This window comes from Shimia marina (assembly GCF_001458175.1).
Taxonomy (GTDB): domain Bacteria; phylum Pseudomonadota; class Alphaproteobacteria; order Rhodobacterales; family Rhodobacteraceae; genus Shimia; species Shimia marina.
The window spans coordinates 280363-297236 of the sequence record NZ_CYPW01000027.1; the positions used below are offsets into that span (position 1 = coordinate 280363).

General features: G+C 58.3%; 11 protein-coding genes. 2 read left to right on the forward strand and 9 right to left on the reverse strand.

Going from position 1 to position 16874, the window contains the following annotated elements; translation table 11 throughout:
* Positions 1-270: 270 nt before the first annotated feature.
* The 6 genes from SHM7688_RS14065 to SHM7688_RS14090 all read right to left on the reverse strand — a co-directional run bounded on the left by SHM7688_RS14065 (position 271) and on the right by SHM7688_RS14090 (position 6347).
* A complete protein-coding gene (locus SHM7688_RS14065; protein ID WP_058240570.1) occupies positions 271-549 on the reverse strand; it encodes a DUF2160 domain-containing protein in 279 nt (92 codons plus the stop codon).
* Position 550: 1 nt separating this feature from the next.
* Positions 551-1348, reverse strand: coding sequence for a carbohydrate ABC transporter permease (locus tag SHM7688_RS14070; protein ID WP_058240571.1), 798 nt, complete (start codon positions 1346-1348; stop codon positions 551-553).
* Between the two features lie 15 nt (positions 1349-1363).
* Complete coding sequence (locus SHM7688_RS14075; RefSeq protein ID WP_058240572.1) at positions 1364-2227, reverse strand: carbohydrate ABC transporter permease; 864 nt, start codon at positions 2225-2227, stop codon at positions 1364-1366.
* A gap of 79 nt (positions 2228-2306) precedes the next feature.
* On the reverse strand, positions 2307-3398 hold the full coding sequence (locus tag SHM7688_RS14080) for an ABC transporter ATP-binding protein (RefSeq protein ID WP_058240573.1): 1092 nt from the start codon (positions 3396-3398) through the stop codon (positions 2307-2309).
* Positions 3399-3408: 10 nt separating this feature from the next.
* Positions 3409-4470, reverse strand: a complete 1062-nt coding sequence (locus tag SHM7688_RS14085; RefSeq protein ID WP_058240574.1) for an ABC transporter ATP-binding protein — start codon at positions 4468-4470, stop codon at positions 3409-3411.
* A gap of 140 nt (positions 4471-4610) precedes the next feature.
* A complete protein-coding gene (locus SHM7688_RS14090) occupies positions 4611-6347 on the reverse strand; it encodes an ABC transporter substrate-binding protein (RefSeq protein ID WP_058240575.1) in 1737 nt (578 codons plus the stop codon).
* Positions 6348-6774: 427 nt separating this feature from the next.
* On the opposite strand from SHM7688_RS14090, the gene SHM7688_RS14095 reads away from it, so the two are divergent.
* Together SHM7688_RS14095 and SHM7688_RS14100 are read left to right on the forward strand one after the other, a co-directional pair.
* Complete coding sequence (locus SHM7688_RS14095; RefSeq protein WP_058240576.1) at positions 6775-10521, forward strand: calcium-binding protein; 3747 nt, start codon at positions 6775-6777, stop codon at positions 10519-10521.
* Between the two features lie 187 nt (positions 10522-10708).
* The gene (locus tag SHM7688_RS14100; RefSeq protein ID WP_058240577.1) at positions 10709-13921 is read left to right on the forward strand and encodes a 2Fe-2S iron-sulfur cluster-binding protein; all 3213 of its coding nucleotides are present in this window, start codon (positions 10709-10711) and stop codon (positions 13919-13921) included.
* A 58-nt stretch (positions 13922-13979) separates the two neighbouring features.
* Here SHM7688_RS14100 and SHM7688_RS14105 read toward each other — a convergent pair whose 3' ends face one another.
* The 3 genes from SHM7688_RS14105 to SHM7688_RS14115 all read right to left on the reverse strand — a co-directional run bounded on the left by SHM7688_RS14105 (position 13980) and on the right by SHM7688_RS14115 (position 16736).
* Positions 13980-15146 carry an acetate/propionate family kinase gene (locus tag SHM7688_RS14105; protein ID WP_058240578.1) on the reverse strand — a complete coding sequence of 389 codons (1167 nt, stop codon included), beginning with the start codon at positions 15144-15146 and terminating at the stop codon, positions 13980-13982.
* Complete coding sequence (locus SHM7688_RS14110) at positions 15143-16084, reverse strand: bifunctional enoyl-CoA hydratase/phosphate acetyltransferase (protein WP_058240579.1); 942 nt, start codon at positions 16082-16084, stop codon at positions 15143-15145. Before SHM7688_RS14110 ends, SHM7688_RS14105 begins: the two co-directional genes overlap by 4 nt.
* A gap of 139 nt (positions 16085-16223) precedes the next feature.
* A complete protein-coding gene (locus SHM7688_RS14115) occupies positions 16224-16736 on the reverse strand; it encodes a flavin reductase family protein (RefSeq protein WP_058240943.1) in 513 nt (170 codons plus the stop codon).
* Between the last annotated feature and the right edge of the window lie 138 nt (positions 16737-16874).

Here is a 16874-nt window from a genome sequence, read left to right on the forward strand (position 1 = left end):
TATTGCGGCGGTGGATTCTTGCGTGCAGCTTTTTTGTTAAGTCCGCGCACGTCACGGTTTTTCGGGGGGCAACGGGGACGGTGGGGAGGCGCCTTTGGCGCCGGATGAGCAGCGCCGGAGCGCCTTTGGCAGCGCGTGATGCCGGGGGAGGGCGCTGCTTTGGGCAGGCGCAGTATGGCCTCACAGGTCGTGACATAGCACAGGCGCACAAAAAAACAGGCGCTGTTGTCAGCGCCTGTTTTCAGATGATCTTTGCCACGATCGGGGGGATCAGACTTTCCAGAAACAGAAGGTCCCCCAGCCGATTGCCAGACCCAGCGGCCACCAGAGCGGCTCACCCATCAGGCCGAGCCACGCGAGGAAGATGAAGCTGCTGCCTAAGCAGGTGAGGAACAGCCGATCGCCTCGGGTGGTGACAAGGCCAAGCGCGCCTTTGCGCTCGTCCCCGCCTGGGTTTTTGATTTCCAGAAAGACCAGCAGGCCAATGGTGGAAAACAGTGTGATGAAGATCGCGGCCGTGGGCCAGGTCCATGCCATCCAGCTCAGCATATCAAACTCTCCCCATCGCGAAGCCCTTCGCGATATAGTTACGAACGAAATAGATCACGATGGCACCTGGGATGATGGTGAGCGTACCGGCGGCCGCCAGCAGGCCCAGCTCATAGCCCGCAGAAGAAGCGGTTTTTGTCATCGTGGCGGCGATTGGCTTGGCGGCCACAGCAGTCAGTGTTTTCGCCAGAAGCAGTTCCACCCATGAGAACATGAAGCAGAAGAAGGCTGCCACACCCACACCGGCTTTGATCGTTGGAATGAAGATCGTCAGGAAGAAGCGCGGGAAGGAATAGCCATCCACATAAGCGGTTTCATCCAGCTCCTTTGGGACGCCGCCCATGAAGCCTTCCAAAATCCACACGGCCAGCGGGATGTTGAAGAGACAATGCGCCAGCGCCACGGCGAGGTGCGTGTCAAACAGGCCCACAGCGGAGTAGAGCTGAAAGAAGGGCAGGGCGAAGACAGCGGCAGGTGCCATGCGGTTGGTCAGCAGCCAGAAGAACAGCTGCTTGTCGCCCAGAAAGCGATAGCGGCTGAAGGCATAGGCCGCAGGCAGTGCCACGGCGATGGAGATCAGCGTGTTCAGCGACACATAGATGATCGAGTTGATGTAGCCCCAATACCAAGAGGGATCGGTGAAGATGGTGACATAGGCCTCCAGCGTGAAGGTCTGTGGGAAGAGCGAAAACCCGGAGAGAATCTCGTTGGTGGTTTTGAAGCTCATCGCCACCAGCCAGTAGATCGGCAGCATCAGAAAGAAGATATAGAGGATGGGGACAATGGATCGTTTCTGCATGATCGTTGTCCTTTCTTAGTTCAGGTCATCTTTGGTCATGATTGTGTAGAACAGCCAGGACACAAAGAGGGTGATTGCGAAGTAGATCAGGCTCATCGCGGCGGCAGGGCCGAGGTCAAACTGACCCAAAGCGATTTTCACAAGATCAATGGACAGGAGGGTGGTCGAGTTGCCGGGGCCACCACCTGTGAGCACGAAAGGCTCGGTGTAGATGTTGAAGCTGTCCATGAAGCGCAGCAGGATTGCGATGGTCAGAACGCTTTTCATCTTGGGCAGCTGGATAAAGCGGAACACTGACCAGTTGGAGGCACCGTCGATCTTGGCGGCCTGATAATAGGCATCCGGGATCGAGACCAGACCGGCATAGGCCAGAAGCACCACCAGCGAGGTCCAGTGCCACACATCCATGGTGATGATGGTCACCCATGCGGCCACGGGATCCTGGGTCATGTCATAGTTGATGCCCAGCACGTGGTTGAGGAAATAGCCCAGAAGACCAATGTCTGGCAGAGCAAAGATGTTCCACATTGCGCCCACCACGTTCCAAGGGATCAGCATCGGCAGCGCCATGAGCACGAGGCAGACTGGCACCCAGAAGCCTTTGCGTGGCATGGACAGGGCAATCGCGATGCCCAGTGGGATCTCGATGATCAGGATCATGAAGGTGAAGAAGAACTGACGCCCAAGTGCCGCGTGGAAGCGATCTGAACGCAGGATCTGTTCAAACCAGGTGAGGCCTTCCCAGAAGAAGAGGTTGTCGCCAAAGGTTTCCTGAACTGAGTAGTTGACCACCGTCATCATTGGGATGATGGCATTGAAGGCCACAAGGATCAGCACTGGCAGCACAAAGAACCAGGCTTTTTGGTTTTCGGTTTTCATGGCTGCACCACTTGCTCTCTGAAGGTGATTGTTTGCGCGAGGCCCCGGATCAGGTCCGGGGCATGATGGTGGGGTCCGCTCATGCTGCGCTCTCCTTTTGCGCGGGTTCAGAGGCAATCCAGCCGTCTGCATAGAGACGGGTCTGTTCCGGGGTGAAGTGCAGATGCACCTTGTCGCCTTTCTGTGGCGCCGGACCGTTTTGGATGGCGGCAACCTTATGTGCGCCGACCATGGCCTCAACCACAGTGTGGCGCCCGACATCCGCGACGCGGCTGACGGTGGCGGGAATGCCGGTTTCAGCCAGAGAGACAAATTCCGGACGAATGCCGATTTCCACAGTGCCCGGAACGTCGGAGGCGATTGGGCCTTCCAGCGTCACCGGCTGACCTTCGAAATAGGCCTGACCGTCTTTGACTTCGGCGGGCAGCACATTCATGCCCGGCGAGCCGATGAAGTGGCCCACAAAAGTATGTGCGGGGCGCTCAAACAGCTCTTCGGGGGTGCCGATTTGCACCACTTCGCCCAGCTGCATCACCACCACCTGATCGGCGAAGGTGAGGGCTTCGGTCTGGTCGTGGGTCACATAGATCATGGTGTGGGAGACGCGCTGATGCAGCTCTTTGAGCTTGGTGCGCAGTTTCCACTTCAGATGCGGGTCGATCACGGTGAGCGGTTCGTCAAACATGACGACATTCACGTCATCGCGCACAAGGCCGCGGCCCATGGAGATCTTTTGCTTGTTGTCAGGGGACAGGCCAGCCGCTTTGCGATCCAGCATATCGGTGACTTCGAGCATCTCTGCAATCTCTGCCACGCGCTTTTCGATGGTGGCGGGATCCACACCACGGTTTTTCAGCGGGAAAGCGAGGTTTTCGCGCACGGTCATCGTGTCGTAGATCACCGGGAACTGGAATACCTGCGCGATGTTGCGCTGATCGGGGGGCAGTTTGGTGACGTCCTGACCGTCAAACAGGATCTGCCCTTCAGAGGGCACCAGAAGGCCGGAGATGATATTGAGAAGGGTGGATTTGCCACAGCCGGAGGGGCCAAGCAGCGCATAGGCACCGCCGTCCTGCCAATCCAGATCAACTTCTTTCAGTGCGTAGTCCTGTGGCCCTTTGGGTTCGGGGAAATAGGAGTGCCGCAGGTTTTTGAGTGTGATTTTCGCCATGAATTTTCCCTCAGCCGACGCGGGCGCCGTCAGGCGCGAAGTAGAAACAGGTGGTCGGATCCAGATAGAAATCGTGATCCTCGCCGATCCGGTAGGGGTGGGTGCCATGTGCGAGGCTGACCCAGCTGTTGCCGTCAAACTCAAAATGCGCGGAGCTTTCTGAGCCGGAGAGCTCGGTCACGCCCACATGACCTTTGAGCGCCACATCAGAGCCGTCATGGGCATGGGGCAGTACGTGGTGCGGGCGCACGGCGACGATGTAATCCCCATCTGCGAGACCTGCGACTTCGCCACTCACAGTCCAGCTGAGGCTGCCCAGATGCATGGCATCGCCACGTTTGGTGACGGGCGCGTGGTTGATGGGAGGATCAGAGAAGATGCGCGCCGCTGTCAGCGAAGCAGGGGCGCGGTAGATGTCGGCGGTGGGGCCAAACTGGGCCACGTTGCCATCCACCATCAAGGCAGTTTCCCCGCCCAGCAGAAGCGCTTCTTCGGGCTCGGAGGTGGCATAGACCACCACGGCGCCGCGATCTGCAAACAGTTCTGGCAGCTGCTCACGCAGTTCTTCGCGCAGTTTGTAATCGAGGTTGGCGAGCGGCTCGTCGAGAAACACCGCGCGGCTTTCTTTGGCAATCGCGCGGGCGAGGGCGCAGCGCTGTTGCTGGCCACCGGACAGCTCATGTGGGCGGCGGTGCAGCATTGGGCCAAGCTGAAGGATATCTGCAGCCTCGGCGACGCGATCTTCGATTTCCGATTTCGCCATTCCGGCCACTTTGAGCGGGGAGGCGATGTTTTCAAACACCGTCATGTGCGGGTAGTTCACAAAGAACTGGTGCACGAGGCTGATGTTGCGTTTCTGTGTGGTGAGGGCGGTGACGTCTTCGCCTTCCAGAATAATCTGGCCGGCGGCAATCGGGTCAAGCCCCGCCATCATTTTGATCAGAGAGGTTTTGCCAGCGCCGGTTTCGCCCAGCAACACGTTGAAGTGGCCTTTTCTCAACGTCAGGGTTGTGGGTTTGATGTGAGTCACACCCTGCACAACCTTTGTAATGTTCTTTATTTCCAGTGCCATGGATGCACCTATTGATCCTTGTGGATGCCCCCGAAGGAGACTGTGGAGGAGGAGGAAGGAGGGGGAGTTGGCCGGGGCGTTGCACGCAAGCCCCGGCCGGTTGACCAAATTCACGGGGAGTGAATGGTCTGGAGGAACGGTTAGTTCTGGTTCCAGCGGGCAATCAGATCGTCATAGCTGACGGTCTCGCCCTGTGGCTTTTCGTTGTCCAGCTTTGGCTTGGCGCCGCCGTTGGCATACCACCACTCTGCGTCTTTCTCTTCGTTCAGACGTGGGCCGCAGCCGCCGTAGACGTTCTGGGCTTCATCCGCACGCTGCATGCGCGCCATGGTGATGTCCATTTCTTCGGCCAGACGGTCCATGGCTTCCTGTGGAGTGAAGGCACCGGAGTTCACGTCACCGATTTGCTGCCACCAGATCTGGGCCAGCTTCGGATAGTCAGGTACGTTCACGCCGGTCGGGGACCATGCGTTGCGGTCAGGAGAACGATAGAATTCCACCAGACCACCCAGTTTGGGGGCGCGTTCGGTGAAGCTCTCGTGGTTCACAGAGCTGTCGCGGGTGAAGGTCAGACCCACGTGGGATTTCTTCACGTCGACAGTTTTGGAGGTCACGAACTGAGCATAGAGCCATGCAGCCTGTGCGCGGTCCGCTGGGGTGGACTTCAGGAAGGTCCAGGAGCCAACGTCCTGATAGCCAACCTTCTGGCCTTTTTCCCAGTAAGGGCCGTGTGGGCTTGGGGCCATGCGCCACAGTGGGTTGCCGTCGCCGTCCACGGTGTTGTTGCCTTCAGACTGAGGCTTCACCATGTCTGCGGTAAAGGCAGTGTACCAGAAGATCTGCTGGGCCACGTTGCCTTGCGCAAGCGCTGGCAGAGACTGGTAAAAGTCATAAGACGCTGCACCGGGAGGGGCATAGTTGCGCAGCCATTCGTCCCATTTGCGGATCGCATAGACCGCCGCTGGACCGTTTGCTGCACCACCGCGGGTGACGGACGCACCAGCTGGGTTACAGGAGCCGGCTTCCATGCGGATGCCCCATTCGTCGATTGGCACACCGTTTGGTTCACCTTTGGAGCCTGCACCGGCCATGGAGAGCCATGCGTCGGTCATGCGCCAGCCAAGGTCAGGGGCGCGTTTGCCGTAGTCCATGTGACCATAGATGTCGACGCCGTCGATGTTCTTCACGTCATTGGAGAAGAACTCCGCGATGTCTTCATAGGCGGACCAGTTTACAGGTACGCCCAGCTCGTAGCCGTATTTGGCTTTGAACTGCTCTTTCAGGTCTTCGCGGTCAAACCAGTCTTTGCGGAACCAGTAGAGGTTCGCAAACTGCTGGTCTGGCAACTGGTACAGGTCGCCATCTGGGCCGGTGGTGAACTGGGTGCCCATGAAGTCAGCCAGATCGAGGGTGGGCGAGGTGGTCGCCGCCCAGTCACCTGCCATCATGTCGGTCAGGTTGTAGGCCAGTTGCAGACGGGAGTGGGTCCCGATCAGGTCGGAGTCATTGACGTAGCCGTCATAGAGGTTCCGCTTGGTTTGCATCTGGGTCTGCACCGCCTGAACCACTTCGCCTTCGCCGAGGATCTGGTGGTTGACTTTGATGCCGGTGATTTCTTCGAATGCCTTGGTCAGAACTTCGGCTTCGTAGCCGTGGGTCGGAATGCCTTCCGACAGCACGTTGATTTCCATGCCCGCGTAGGGCTGTGCAGCAGAGATGAACCACTGCATTTCGCTCATTTGCTCATCTTTGTTCAGCGCAGACGGCTGGAATTCGGCGTCGATCCAGCGTTTGGCTGCCGCCTCATCGGCGTAGAGCGATTGTGTGCCCGCAATAACGGCTGTTGCCGCCACTGCGGAGAAAAGATACTTCCGCATCTTATCCTCCCAAAATGGTTGTAGACCGACCGCAGGGGTCGGATGCCTTACGTTGTCAAATGCGCATTTTTCAGTCAACTAATAATTTAGTAGTTGGGGCTGGTAGTGGCGGTTTTCGTCGCGTTAATCTTTGATTTTAAAGATATAATATCGATAATCGCCACAATGGTTTTGCTGTATTTTCTGCAAGAATAGCTTGCATTTTTGATTTTCGCAATTGTTCGTTCTGTTCCTCAATGCGCGTTTTGGGGGATTTTTCCGTCAGATTCGAGCGCTGTTCACAGGCACTTTCACAGGGCGGCTCAAGATTGGCGTGGATTTGGAAACAGTAAGTCTAAAATTTTACATAACGGCCCGCGTGTATTTTCGACTAAGGTTGGTGTGAGGGTATTTTCCAAAGTCATTTTAGCGTTCGGGGGTTCGCGTCATGCTTACTATTTTACTGCCGTTGCTGGCCAGTTTGGCAATTGTGGGTGTCATCGTTGACGCCTCTGATAGTGGTTCTGATGATGAGACATCCGGGGATGAAACACCGACGCCTGATCCTACGGATGAGGATGTTGGAGATCAGCCGTCGCCGGGTGATGAAACACCTGATCCTGATGATGAGACACCTGGTGATGGTGACCCGGTGGATCCTGATGAACCCGCGCCTGTTGCGGGAGAAGAGATTGTTGGCGACGATGACGACAATCAACTGACCGGGACGGTGAATGATGACACGATCTCGGGCGGCGGCGGCAATGACCTTATTGATGCGGATGACGGCAACGATCTTCTGAATGGGGATGCGGGTGCGGACACCGTTTTTGGACGGCATGGCACCGATGTGGTCAATGGCGGCAGCGGGGATGACCTTTTGAAGGGCGGCCGCGGCAACGACTTTGTCTTCGGTGGCGAAGGGGATGACCGCTTGATTGGCTCGCCGGGAGATGATGTGCTGACCGCGGGATCGGGCAGCGATTATCTGCGCGGGGATCAGGGCGATGATATTCTGATCGCGCTGGATGATCTGGCACTGGATCAGGCCTCTGACACGTTGATTGGCGGCACTGGCACAGACCGGCTGATTGGCGATGATGGCGATCTGATGCAGGGGGGCGAAGGGGCCACCCGGTTTGAAGTGGTGGTTGGCGGTGCGCCCGTGCGCATTACGGATTTTGAACTGTTTCATCCGCCGGGGGGCGAACTCAGCTCTGATCTGCTGACTTTGCTGGATGAGGATGGGGAGATCCTGAGCCGGGCCGAAGTGCTTGCCAATGGCGGCGAGTTGGAGGATGCGGCGGATGGCAGCGGTGTCAATGTGCTCTATGACGGGCGTGTTGTGGCCGTGATTGAGGGCTATATCGCAGATGATTTCCGGGCGGCCTCCAATTGGATGGGCAACTTCTCTACCGAACTGACAGGCCGGTTTGAAGGGGATGATGTGCTGACTGGCGATACCGAAGGCGCGGTTTTGGATGATTATCTGGCAGGCGGCAATGGGGATGACACGCTCACCGGTGGCGGCGGGCAGGACCTCTTGCAGGGGGACGCGGGGAATGACGTGCTCGACACCACGGACCATGCGGCGGTGGCAGAGGGGGCGGAGTCGCAGCCTGATCTCGCTGTGGGCGGCGAAGGGGACGATCGCTTCATTGCGGATGATGGGGACATCATCGGCGGCCAGGAGGGGCTGGACAGTTATGAGGTCTATGTGCCGACAGAGGATGACGACCGGGCTGTTGAGATTTTCACCTATCAGTTTTCCAACTCTGAAGGGCAGGTGGAGATCCTGACGCTTCTGGGCGCAGATGGCACAGCGCTTTCAGCGCAGGAGGTGGCCGATAACCTTGTGGTTTATCAGCATGAAAACGGGACTGATGCGATCCTGGAGTACGACGGGCGTATGGCGGTGATCGTGCATGGTATGTCTGCCGATATTCTGCAACAGACAGAGCTTTGGATTGGCAACCTTGATCCTGACCCCACGGTGCCAGTGGACCCGGATCAGGGCTCGGATGATGCCACTGAAATCACGATGGCGCTGCGCTCTGTGCAGGGCACGGGGCAGGTGGTTTCTCAACAGATGTTTGGCGCCAATACGGTTTACAGCGTGAACACTGATGCGGGTGTGCCGCTGGAGAACTACGTGGAAGGTGTGCGGGCGCTTGAGGTGGAAAACTTCCGCTTCCCGGCGGGACAGGGTGACTCTCTGGATGGGGAGAATGAAGGCGTGGACTGGCTCAATGTGATTGAGCTGGTGGAAAACGAAGATGGCGAGCGGGTGCTGCGCGAGGAGGTGGTGAACGCGCTGGACGCGGCGATTGCGGCGCATGACACGGGCAGTGATGTGAAGGTCACCATGGTGATCGCCACGAAGCTCTATTCGCTGGAAGAGTACGAAGCGCTCTATGATGATATTGCGCGGTTTGCGGAGATCATGGTCACGGATTACGCGGATCAGATCGAGGCCATTGAGATTGGCAATGAGTACTGGGCGATTGGCGAGACCAACTATGGTCAGAAAGCCGATATCGCCGCGCGGGCGCTGGCGGAGGGCATGGCGCGCGCGGGTGTTGAAGAAGACGATCAGCCGAGCATCATCGTGCAGATGGCAACCCCAAATGAGGGCAGCGAGTTCCACACGTCGGTCGATGACCGCCCCTTTGGTGAGCGTCGGGATGATGCCAATCAGCAGATCATTGATCAGCTCTCTGCGGAGGCGCGTGCGGCGATTGATGGGGTGGTGGAGCATTATTACTACCGGCGCGATTATGATGTCTTCACCGGTGATGGCAATGAGCAGGGCTTCATCCCAAATGACTATGAAATCTGGGAAGAGAATTTCGACAAAGAGCTGGATCTGCACATCACTGAGTGGAACATCCGCACCACGAACCTTGATCAGAATGGCATTCGTGCGGCCGGCATTCTGCCGGAGATGATGGAATATATGGTGTCCTGGGGCACGGATGCGGCGCATGGCTGGCCGGTGGTACATAACACCACGAGCCATTTGGCGGGCACGCGGGCGGATATGCCGGTCCTCAATGAGGATGGCTGGGTTGTGAACTCCGTGCGCGGTGCGGTGTTTGATGTCATGTCCTCAGAACTTGTGGGCACGGAATTGATGGAGACGGAATTCTCCAATGATGATGGACGCATGGAGGTGCAGGTCTATCAGAGCGATGACAAGATCGTTGTGCAGGTGGCCTCCCGTACCGATGAACTGGTAGAGTTGGATCTGGATATCACTGCGCTTGTGGATGGCTTTGACAGCGCCAAAGGGGTTGTTGTGGGCTATGACCGTTCTGCGAGCAGTTCGGACGGGGTCTATCAGAAGGGCGGGGAACTGTTTCAGGCGGAGCAGACCATCATCAATGGGGAACCCTATTACTTCAACGAACATGACACCCGCGCCACCGTGACCAATATTGACGTGAACAGTGGCGATCTCACGCTGCGGCTGAACCCTTATGAGATGACGCAGATGGTGTTTGAATTCACGGAAAACACACCACCGCCGCCGCCCATCGGGGAAACGCCTGAGACTGTGGGCACCGAGGGGGCGGATCAACTGACCACCGGGGAAGGCAATGACTCTATTCGCGGGCTTGGCGGCGACGACGTGATTGAATCCAACGGAGGGTTCGACACCATCCGGGGCGGTGAGGGCAATGATCGGGTGGAAGCAGGCCGAGGCGATGACACGCTCTTTGGCGATGCGGGCGATGATGTGCTCTATGGCAATGGGGGCGAAGACAGCCTGAAGGCGGGAGATGGCAATGATACGCTGTCTGGCAATCAGGGGAATGACACGCTTCTGGGCAATGGGGGCAATGACGACCTGCGGGGCGGGGATGACAATGACACGCTCAATGGCGGGCAGGGCGCCGACACGCTGCGCGGCGGTGCGGATCTTGACACGCTGACCGGCTGGAGTGGCTCTGATACATTTGCCTTTGAGCTTGATGACATGGCCAGTGGGGATATCATCACCGACTTTGAACCGGGCCGGGATGTGATTTCGCTGGAGTATGATGACATTCAATCCATGGATGACCTGCGGATTTCTGAGGTTGCGCAAGGGATTGTGATCATTGTTGGCGATCATGGCGGGGTTTTGTTGCAGGGGGAGCTGACGCTCGCTCAGGTGGCAGACCCGCGTAACTTCCTATTTCCCGGAGGGTGATCTGACGCGCAGGATATGGGCAACTGCTTGCGTTAACATCCCTTATGCCTAAAGTGTTTTGGTTGCACACTGTCTTGGGTTGAAAGTTACAAAAACCTGAGGCAGGTGCTGTGAGCAGCGCATTCACCATGCGCTGAGCGAGACGCCAAAATACAAGAGAAGCCGTTGTGCTTCTCGCGGGGGGAGCATGGGGTTTAAGTTTTTTTCCGACAAGGCGCGGCCAGTTCATCTTGGCCCGTATCCAATGGAGCGTCTGGTCAGGCAGGCGCAGGCGGACCTGAGCCAAGCGCCGGGTGATGCGGCCCTGAGCTTTCATCGACCAGAGCAGCCTGAGAGCATTGTCAATGCCATGGGCGAGTTTCAGGCGATGATGGACGCGCTGCGCGATGGGTTGGTGAATTCTGTGCGCTCAGGCATTCCTGATGATCCAATTGAGCGCTCAAACCATTTGAAATCATTTGGGTATTTCAGTGATGCCTCGATGGTGGGGATCGGGCCGTTGCCTGCGGCCGCGCGGCTGGCGCAGCCCCGGCGCAATCCGGATATTGAGCGTCTGTCAGAAGATCTGCGCACGCGGCAGATCAAATCTCTGGCGGCCGGTATTGACCTGATTATGGCGGATCTCAAAGACAGTATGGAGGCCCCGCCATCCTCGATTGAGGACCATAAGAATGCGCTGGTTTTTCTGATCGAGCACCACCGGGATCCGGAACGCGGGGAACCCGGCAGCGATTGGATTATGAATGCGCAGGATCATCGGGCCTGTCTGCGTGCGACCGAAGTGGCGGTGGTGATTGCCAATTACATCCGGCTGCTGGGCTTTGGGGCCAAGGCCCATACAGCGACGTCCTCAGATGTGGATCTGGGCAAGGCGGCGTTGGCGGCGGGGCTGGTGAGCTGTGAAGAGGGGCAACTGGTGGCCCCTTGGCTGGGCACGGGCTATGGGCTTGCCGTGATCACCACGGATATGGATCTGGCTCATGATGGCCCACTGGCCCCGATGGCGCAGCAGCCATGGTTTCAGACGCAGGGGCCGGCGTGGTGGTTGGGCAAGGGCTTTGCCAAATCGGCGCTCAATCAAGACCCGTTCCGCAATCGCGATTATGTCAATGGCGCCCATCCCTTTGAGCGGCTCAAGCGGGTGGAGAGCCCGACAACCTATATTGACGAAGCCAATGTGGCGCGGGTGCCCAAGCGGGCGGATATGTTTGCCCGCGTGCAATTTGGCGACATGGGCAAGACGCTGCAGGATGCGGCAAAGGGTGGCTATTACGTGCGCAAGGCCGCGCCGAGCATGGCGCAGCGGCGCGCGCTGGGAGCTTTTGTGTTGTTGCAGGATGGGGCGAGTGCCGATGTCACCCCCCCGACAGATGCCGCCCGCAATGCCGCCAACCTGAAAGCGGCGAGCTATTTTCTGGGCGTGGATGCCGTGGGGTTGAGCCGATGCCCGGAGTGGGCCTGGTATTCGCATGATGCCACGGGCGCACCGATAAATCCGATCCATAACAATGCGTTGAGCATGATTATTGATCAGGGTTATGAGACCATGGAAGGCGCAAGTGGGGATGATTGGATCAGCGTGGCGCAATCCATGCGGGCCTATCTGCGCTTCTCGCTGCTTGGCGGGGTGATGGCGCAGCAGATCCGCAATCTGGGCTATAAGGCCAAGGCGCATACGGTTATGGATGGGGAGGTGTTGCAGCCGCCGCTGTTGCTTTTGTCCGGTCTGGGTGAGGTGAGCCGGATTGGGGAGGTGATCCTGAACCCCTATCTGGGCCCGCGGCTGAAATCCGGGGCAGTGACCACGGATATGCCGATGGCACATGATCTGCCGATTGATTTTGGCCTGCAAAACTTCTGTGAGAACTGCAACAAATGTGCGCGTGAATGTCCCTCCGGGGCGATCACGGCGGGGCCGAAGTTGATGTTCAACGGCTATGAGATTTGGAAATCGGACAGCCAGAAATGCGCAACCTATCGGATCAGCACACCGGGTGGCTCGATGTGTGGACGCTGTATGAAAACCTGCCCGTGGAACCTCGAGGGGCTGTTTTCAGAAGCGCCGTTCCGCTGGGCGGCAAGCAATTTCCCGAGCCTTGCCAGACCTTTGGCCAAGCTTGATGATGCGGTGGGCAATGGCGGGCTCAATGATGTCAAGAAATGGTGGTGGGACATCGAGCTTGAGGAAGATGGGGCGTATCGGCCGACCAAACACCCGCTTAACCGTCGCGATTTGCAGAAAGATCTGGATCTGAAATATGAGGATCAGACGCTGGCGGTTTATCCGGCGGCGCTGGCCCCGCATCCGTGGCCCTATCCGTTTCCTATGGACCGGGAGGCGGGGATCAAAGCCTATGAGGCGATGATTTCGGCGGATGAATATAAGCTGCGGCTGGCGGCGGGGGACGCCTCGGTGATTGATCGCTATGTGGTGCCGGACGCGGCCGATGCACCGGTGGTGCAGGTGAAAATTTCGCATGTGGAGCCGATGACGGCGGATGTGACTAAGTATGAATTCCAGAGTCTGGATGGATCGGAGCTGCCGGAATGGACAGCGGGGGGGCATCTGGATGTGTTGGTGGCCCCGGAGTTCCTGCGCCAATACAGCATGTCGGGCGACCCCAAGGATCGCTCCAAATATCAGATTGGCGTGTTGCGGGAGGATCAAGGGCGCGGGGGCAGCGCCTTTCTGCACCGGATTTTCCGTGAGGAGCGCAAGGTGTTTGTCTCCAAGCCGATCAACCATTTTGAACTGGTCGAAGAGGCGACGAAGAGCTTTCTGATGGGCGGCGGGATCGGGATTACGCCGATGATTGCCTTTGCCCACCGCTTGCATGATCTGGGGCGCGATTTTGCGCTGCACTATTCTGCCAGTCGCGAAGATGGGGCGGGATATATCCATGATCTCAAGGCGATGCCCTGGGCGGATAAGGTGGTGTTTCACTTCTCAGACAAAGGCACGCGCGCGGATCTGGATGCGGTGCTGCATGGGTATGAGCCGGGGTGGCATGTTTACACCTGCGGGCCGGACCGTTTCATGGAAGGGGTGATGGAGGCGGCCAAGCGACAGGGCTTCCCGGAGGAGGCGCGGCATCTGGAGTATTTCAATGTGCCCGAGCAGCCGGATTATGAGAATTTCGAGTTCACTCTGAAGCTCAAGGATGGTCGGGAATTGCTTGTTCCAGAAGATAAAATCGCCACAGACGTGCTTTTGGAGAACGGCGTGCATGTGGATGTGAAATGCGCTGATGGGATCTGTGGGGTGTGCAAATGCGGGCTGGTGTCAGGTGAGGTGGAGCATCGCGATTTTGTGCTGTCCAATAAGCAGCGCGAGAGTGCGGTGATCCTCTGTCAGAGCCGGGCCAAAGAGGCTGGCGGTGTGATTGAGATTGATCTGTAGCATCGGCATTTCGCGGCCCGCCGCGTTGTGCGTGGCAGGCCGCTAAGAGGCGCACCGCTCAGCGGGCGATGAGCCTTTGGGTTTCGCCTGCAATGATGCCTTCCTCGTCGGTGGGGATCACATGGGCGGCAAGGCGGCTTTCTTTTGTGGTGATCCGACTGACGGCCGCGGCGTTGGCCACTGGATCGAGATCCGCCCCAAGCCATGCACAGCCTTCCAGAATGCGGGCGCGGATGGGGGCGGCGTTTTCGCCAATGCCGCCGGTGAAGACGATGGCATCCAAACCGCCCAGAGTGGCCGCAAGCGCGCCGATTTTCTTGCAGGCCTGATAGACAAAGAGCTCCACCGCTTCGGCGGCGGCCGGGCTGTCAGACGCGAGCAGGTCACGCATGTCGGAACTGAGGTCAGAGACCCCAAGCAGACCGGATTTGGTGCCCAGCATGGTTTCGATCTCTGCCACGGACATGCCGCGATCCCGCAGAAGGTGGAAGATCACACCGGGATCCAGCTCACCGCAGCGCCGTCCCATGACCAGCCCATCCAGCGCGGTGTAGCCCATGGTGGTGGCCACGCTCTGACGGTTCTCCATGGCGCACATGGAGGCACCATTGCCCAGATGTGCGACAATCACCTTGCCATTGGGCGTGTCCAGATGGTGGGGCAGTTGGGTGGAGATATAGTGATAGCTCAGCCCGTGGAAGCCATAGCGCAGCACGCCATCCTCAGACAGGGCGCGGGGGATGGCAAAAAGTTGCGAGACGCGCGGCTGGGTGCGGTGGAAGGCGGTGTCAAAACAGGCAACCTGTGCAATCGCAGGCCAGCGCCGCGCCACGGCGGCGATGCCTGCGAGATTGTGCGGCTGATGGCCCGGCGCCAGCGGGGCGAGCGCCTGTAGCTTTGCAATCACCTCATCTGTGATGCGGGTGGGGGCGGCAAATTCCTGACCGCCATGCACCACGCGATGCCCTGCGCCAACAATGCGCAGGGGGCCGGACAGCTCTTCGATATGGGTGAGGAGCCAGTCAAGCACCTCGGCATGGGAGGCTTCGGGGGCGACAGGCACCGGAAGGTCGGTGCCGCTTCCGTGAAACTGTGGCCCCATGCCGATCCGATCCACCTGACCGTTCAAAAGTATTTTGAGATCAGTATTATAGACTGCGTATTTGATCGAAGACGACCCGGCGTTCAGAACCAGAAAAGCGTCTTCTGTGGCGAGGCTGCTCACATCAGATCCTTTCCGAGCCTGTGGTGAACCATGAGTTGCGCCAGCGCGGCAGAGACAAGGCGGCTGAGGGTGCCATCTGCGCGGGAGGTCAGCATGATTGGCACGCGTGCGCCCAGCACCAGACCGGCACTGTCAGCTCCGGCGAGATACATCAGCTGTTTGGCAATCATATTGCCCGCCTCCAGATCTGGTGCGACGAGAATATCGGCATCGCCGGGGACCTCGGATTTGATGCCTTTGGCATCGGCGGCCTTGCGGGAGATCGCATTGTCAAAGGCCAATGGCCCATCCAGAAGCCCGCCAGTGATCTGGCCTCGATCTGCCATTTTGCACAGCGCGGCGGCTTCGACGGTGGAGGGGATCTTGGGGTAGATGGTTTCCAATGCGGACAGGATGGCCACCTTTGGGGTCTGCACCCCAAGGGCGTGCCCCAACTCAATGGCGTTTTGTACGATGTCTGCTTTGACCATCAGGTCGGGGAAAATATTGATCGCGGCGTCGGTGATGAGCAGAGGTTTGGGATAGGCGGGCACATCGAGCACAAAGACGTGGCTCATGCGGCGCTCTGTGCGCAGACCCGTGACCTTATCGACCACGGCGCTCATCACCTCATCGGTGTGCAGCGCGCCTTTCATCAGGGCCTGTGCCTTGCCTTCGCGGACCAGACGCACGGCAGCAGAGGCGCTGGCATGGCTGTGTTTGGCATCAACAATCTCAACCCCGTCCAGCGAAATGCCTTCTTCTTTGGCGACGGCGGTGATGCGCTCTTCTGGGCCGACGAGAATGGGGGTGATCAGGGTTTTGTCCCGTGCTTCAAGCGCCCCGATCAGCGAGGCAGCATCACAGGGATGCACCACAGCAGTTGGGATGGGATCCAGCGGCGCAGTAGCGGCCAGCATGTCGTCAAAGCTGTTTTTATGAGGGGCGGAAGGGTCCATGGGGGACTCCTGAAAATAAGGATGAGTGAATGCGCGTTATGAGGCAGTGATAAGATTTGCTGGGGGCTGAGTGCAACAAAAAGCCCGGCTGCCGTGTGGGAAGCCGGGTTGAAATTTTTGCAAGGCAGGGGCGGCCTGCTCAGCTTTCGGGCGTGAAGCTTCCATAGGCGCGTTGGGCAAAGAGCAAAGGCTCGCCCGGTGCCTGAGCGACACGCAGTACGCGGCCCAGCATGATTGTGTGATCGCCAGCGGGGTGCGTGGCCTCTGTGGCGCATTCAAAGCGTGCCAGACAATCCTGAAACACCGGTATGCCTTCGGCGTTCAGATCATGTGCTGCCATATCAAAGGCATCGCCGTGTTTGGCAAAAGCATTGGAAAGCGCCTGTTGATCGTCACGCAGAATATGAATGGCGAAATGTGTGGCTGGCGCAAAGTGATCAAAGCGGTTGGAGCTATTGTCCAGCGACCAGAGCACCAATGCGGGGTTAAGCGAGACGGAGGCAAAGGAATTTGCGGTCATGCCAATGGGGCCTGCATCCGTGCGGGTGGTGATCACCGTGACACCCGTGGCAAAACAGCTGAGCGCGTTGCGGTAAAGCCGCTGGTTTTCGACTGTTGGCGCAAAGCTGTTCAGAGGGGTATCAGAAGACATGGGATGCCTGTGTGTTTGTGTGCTTTGATCGGCAGCAATGGGCATAAACGCTCCATCTTGCAAGAGGTCTGTGGGGAACATGGCCAGAATGTGGCGCATGCTATGTGGACCTCTCTACGCTGGGGAGGGCAAAATGGT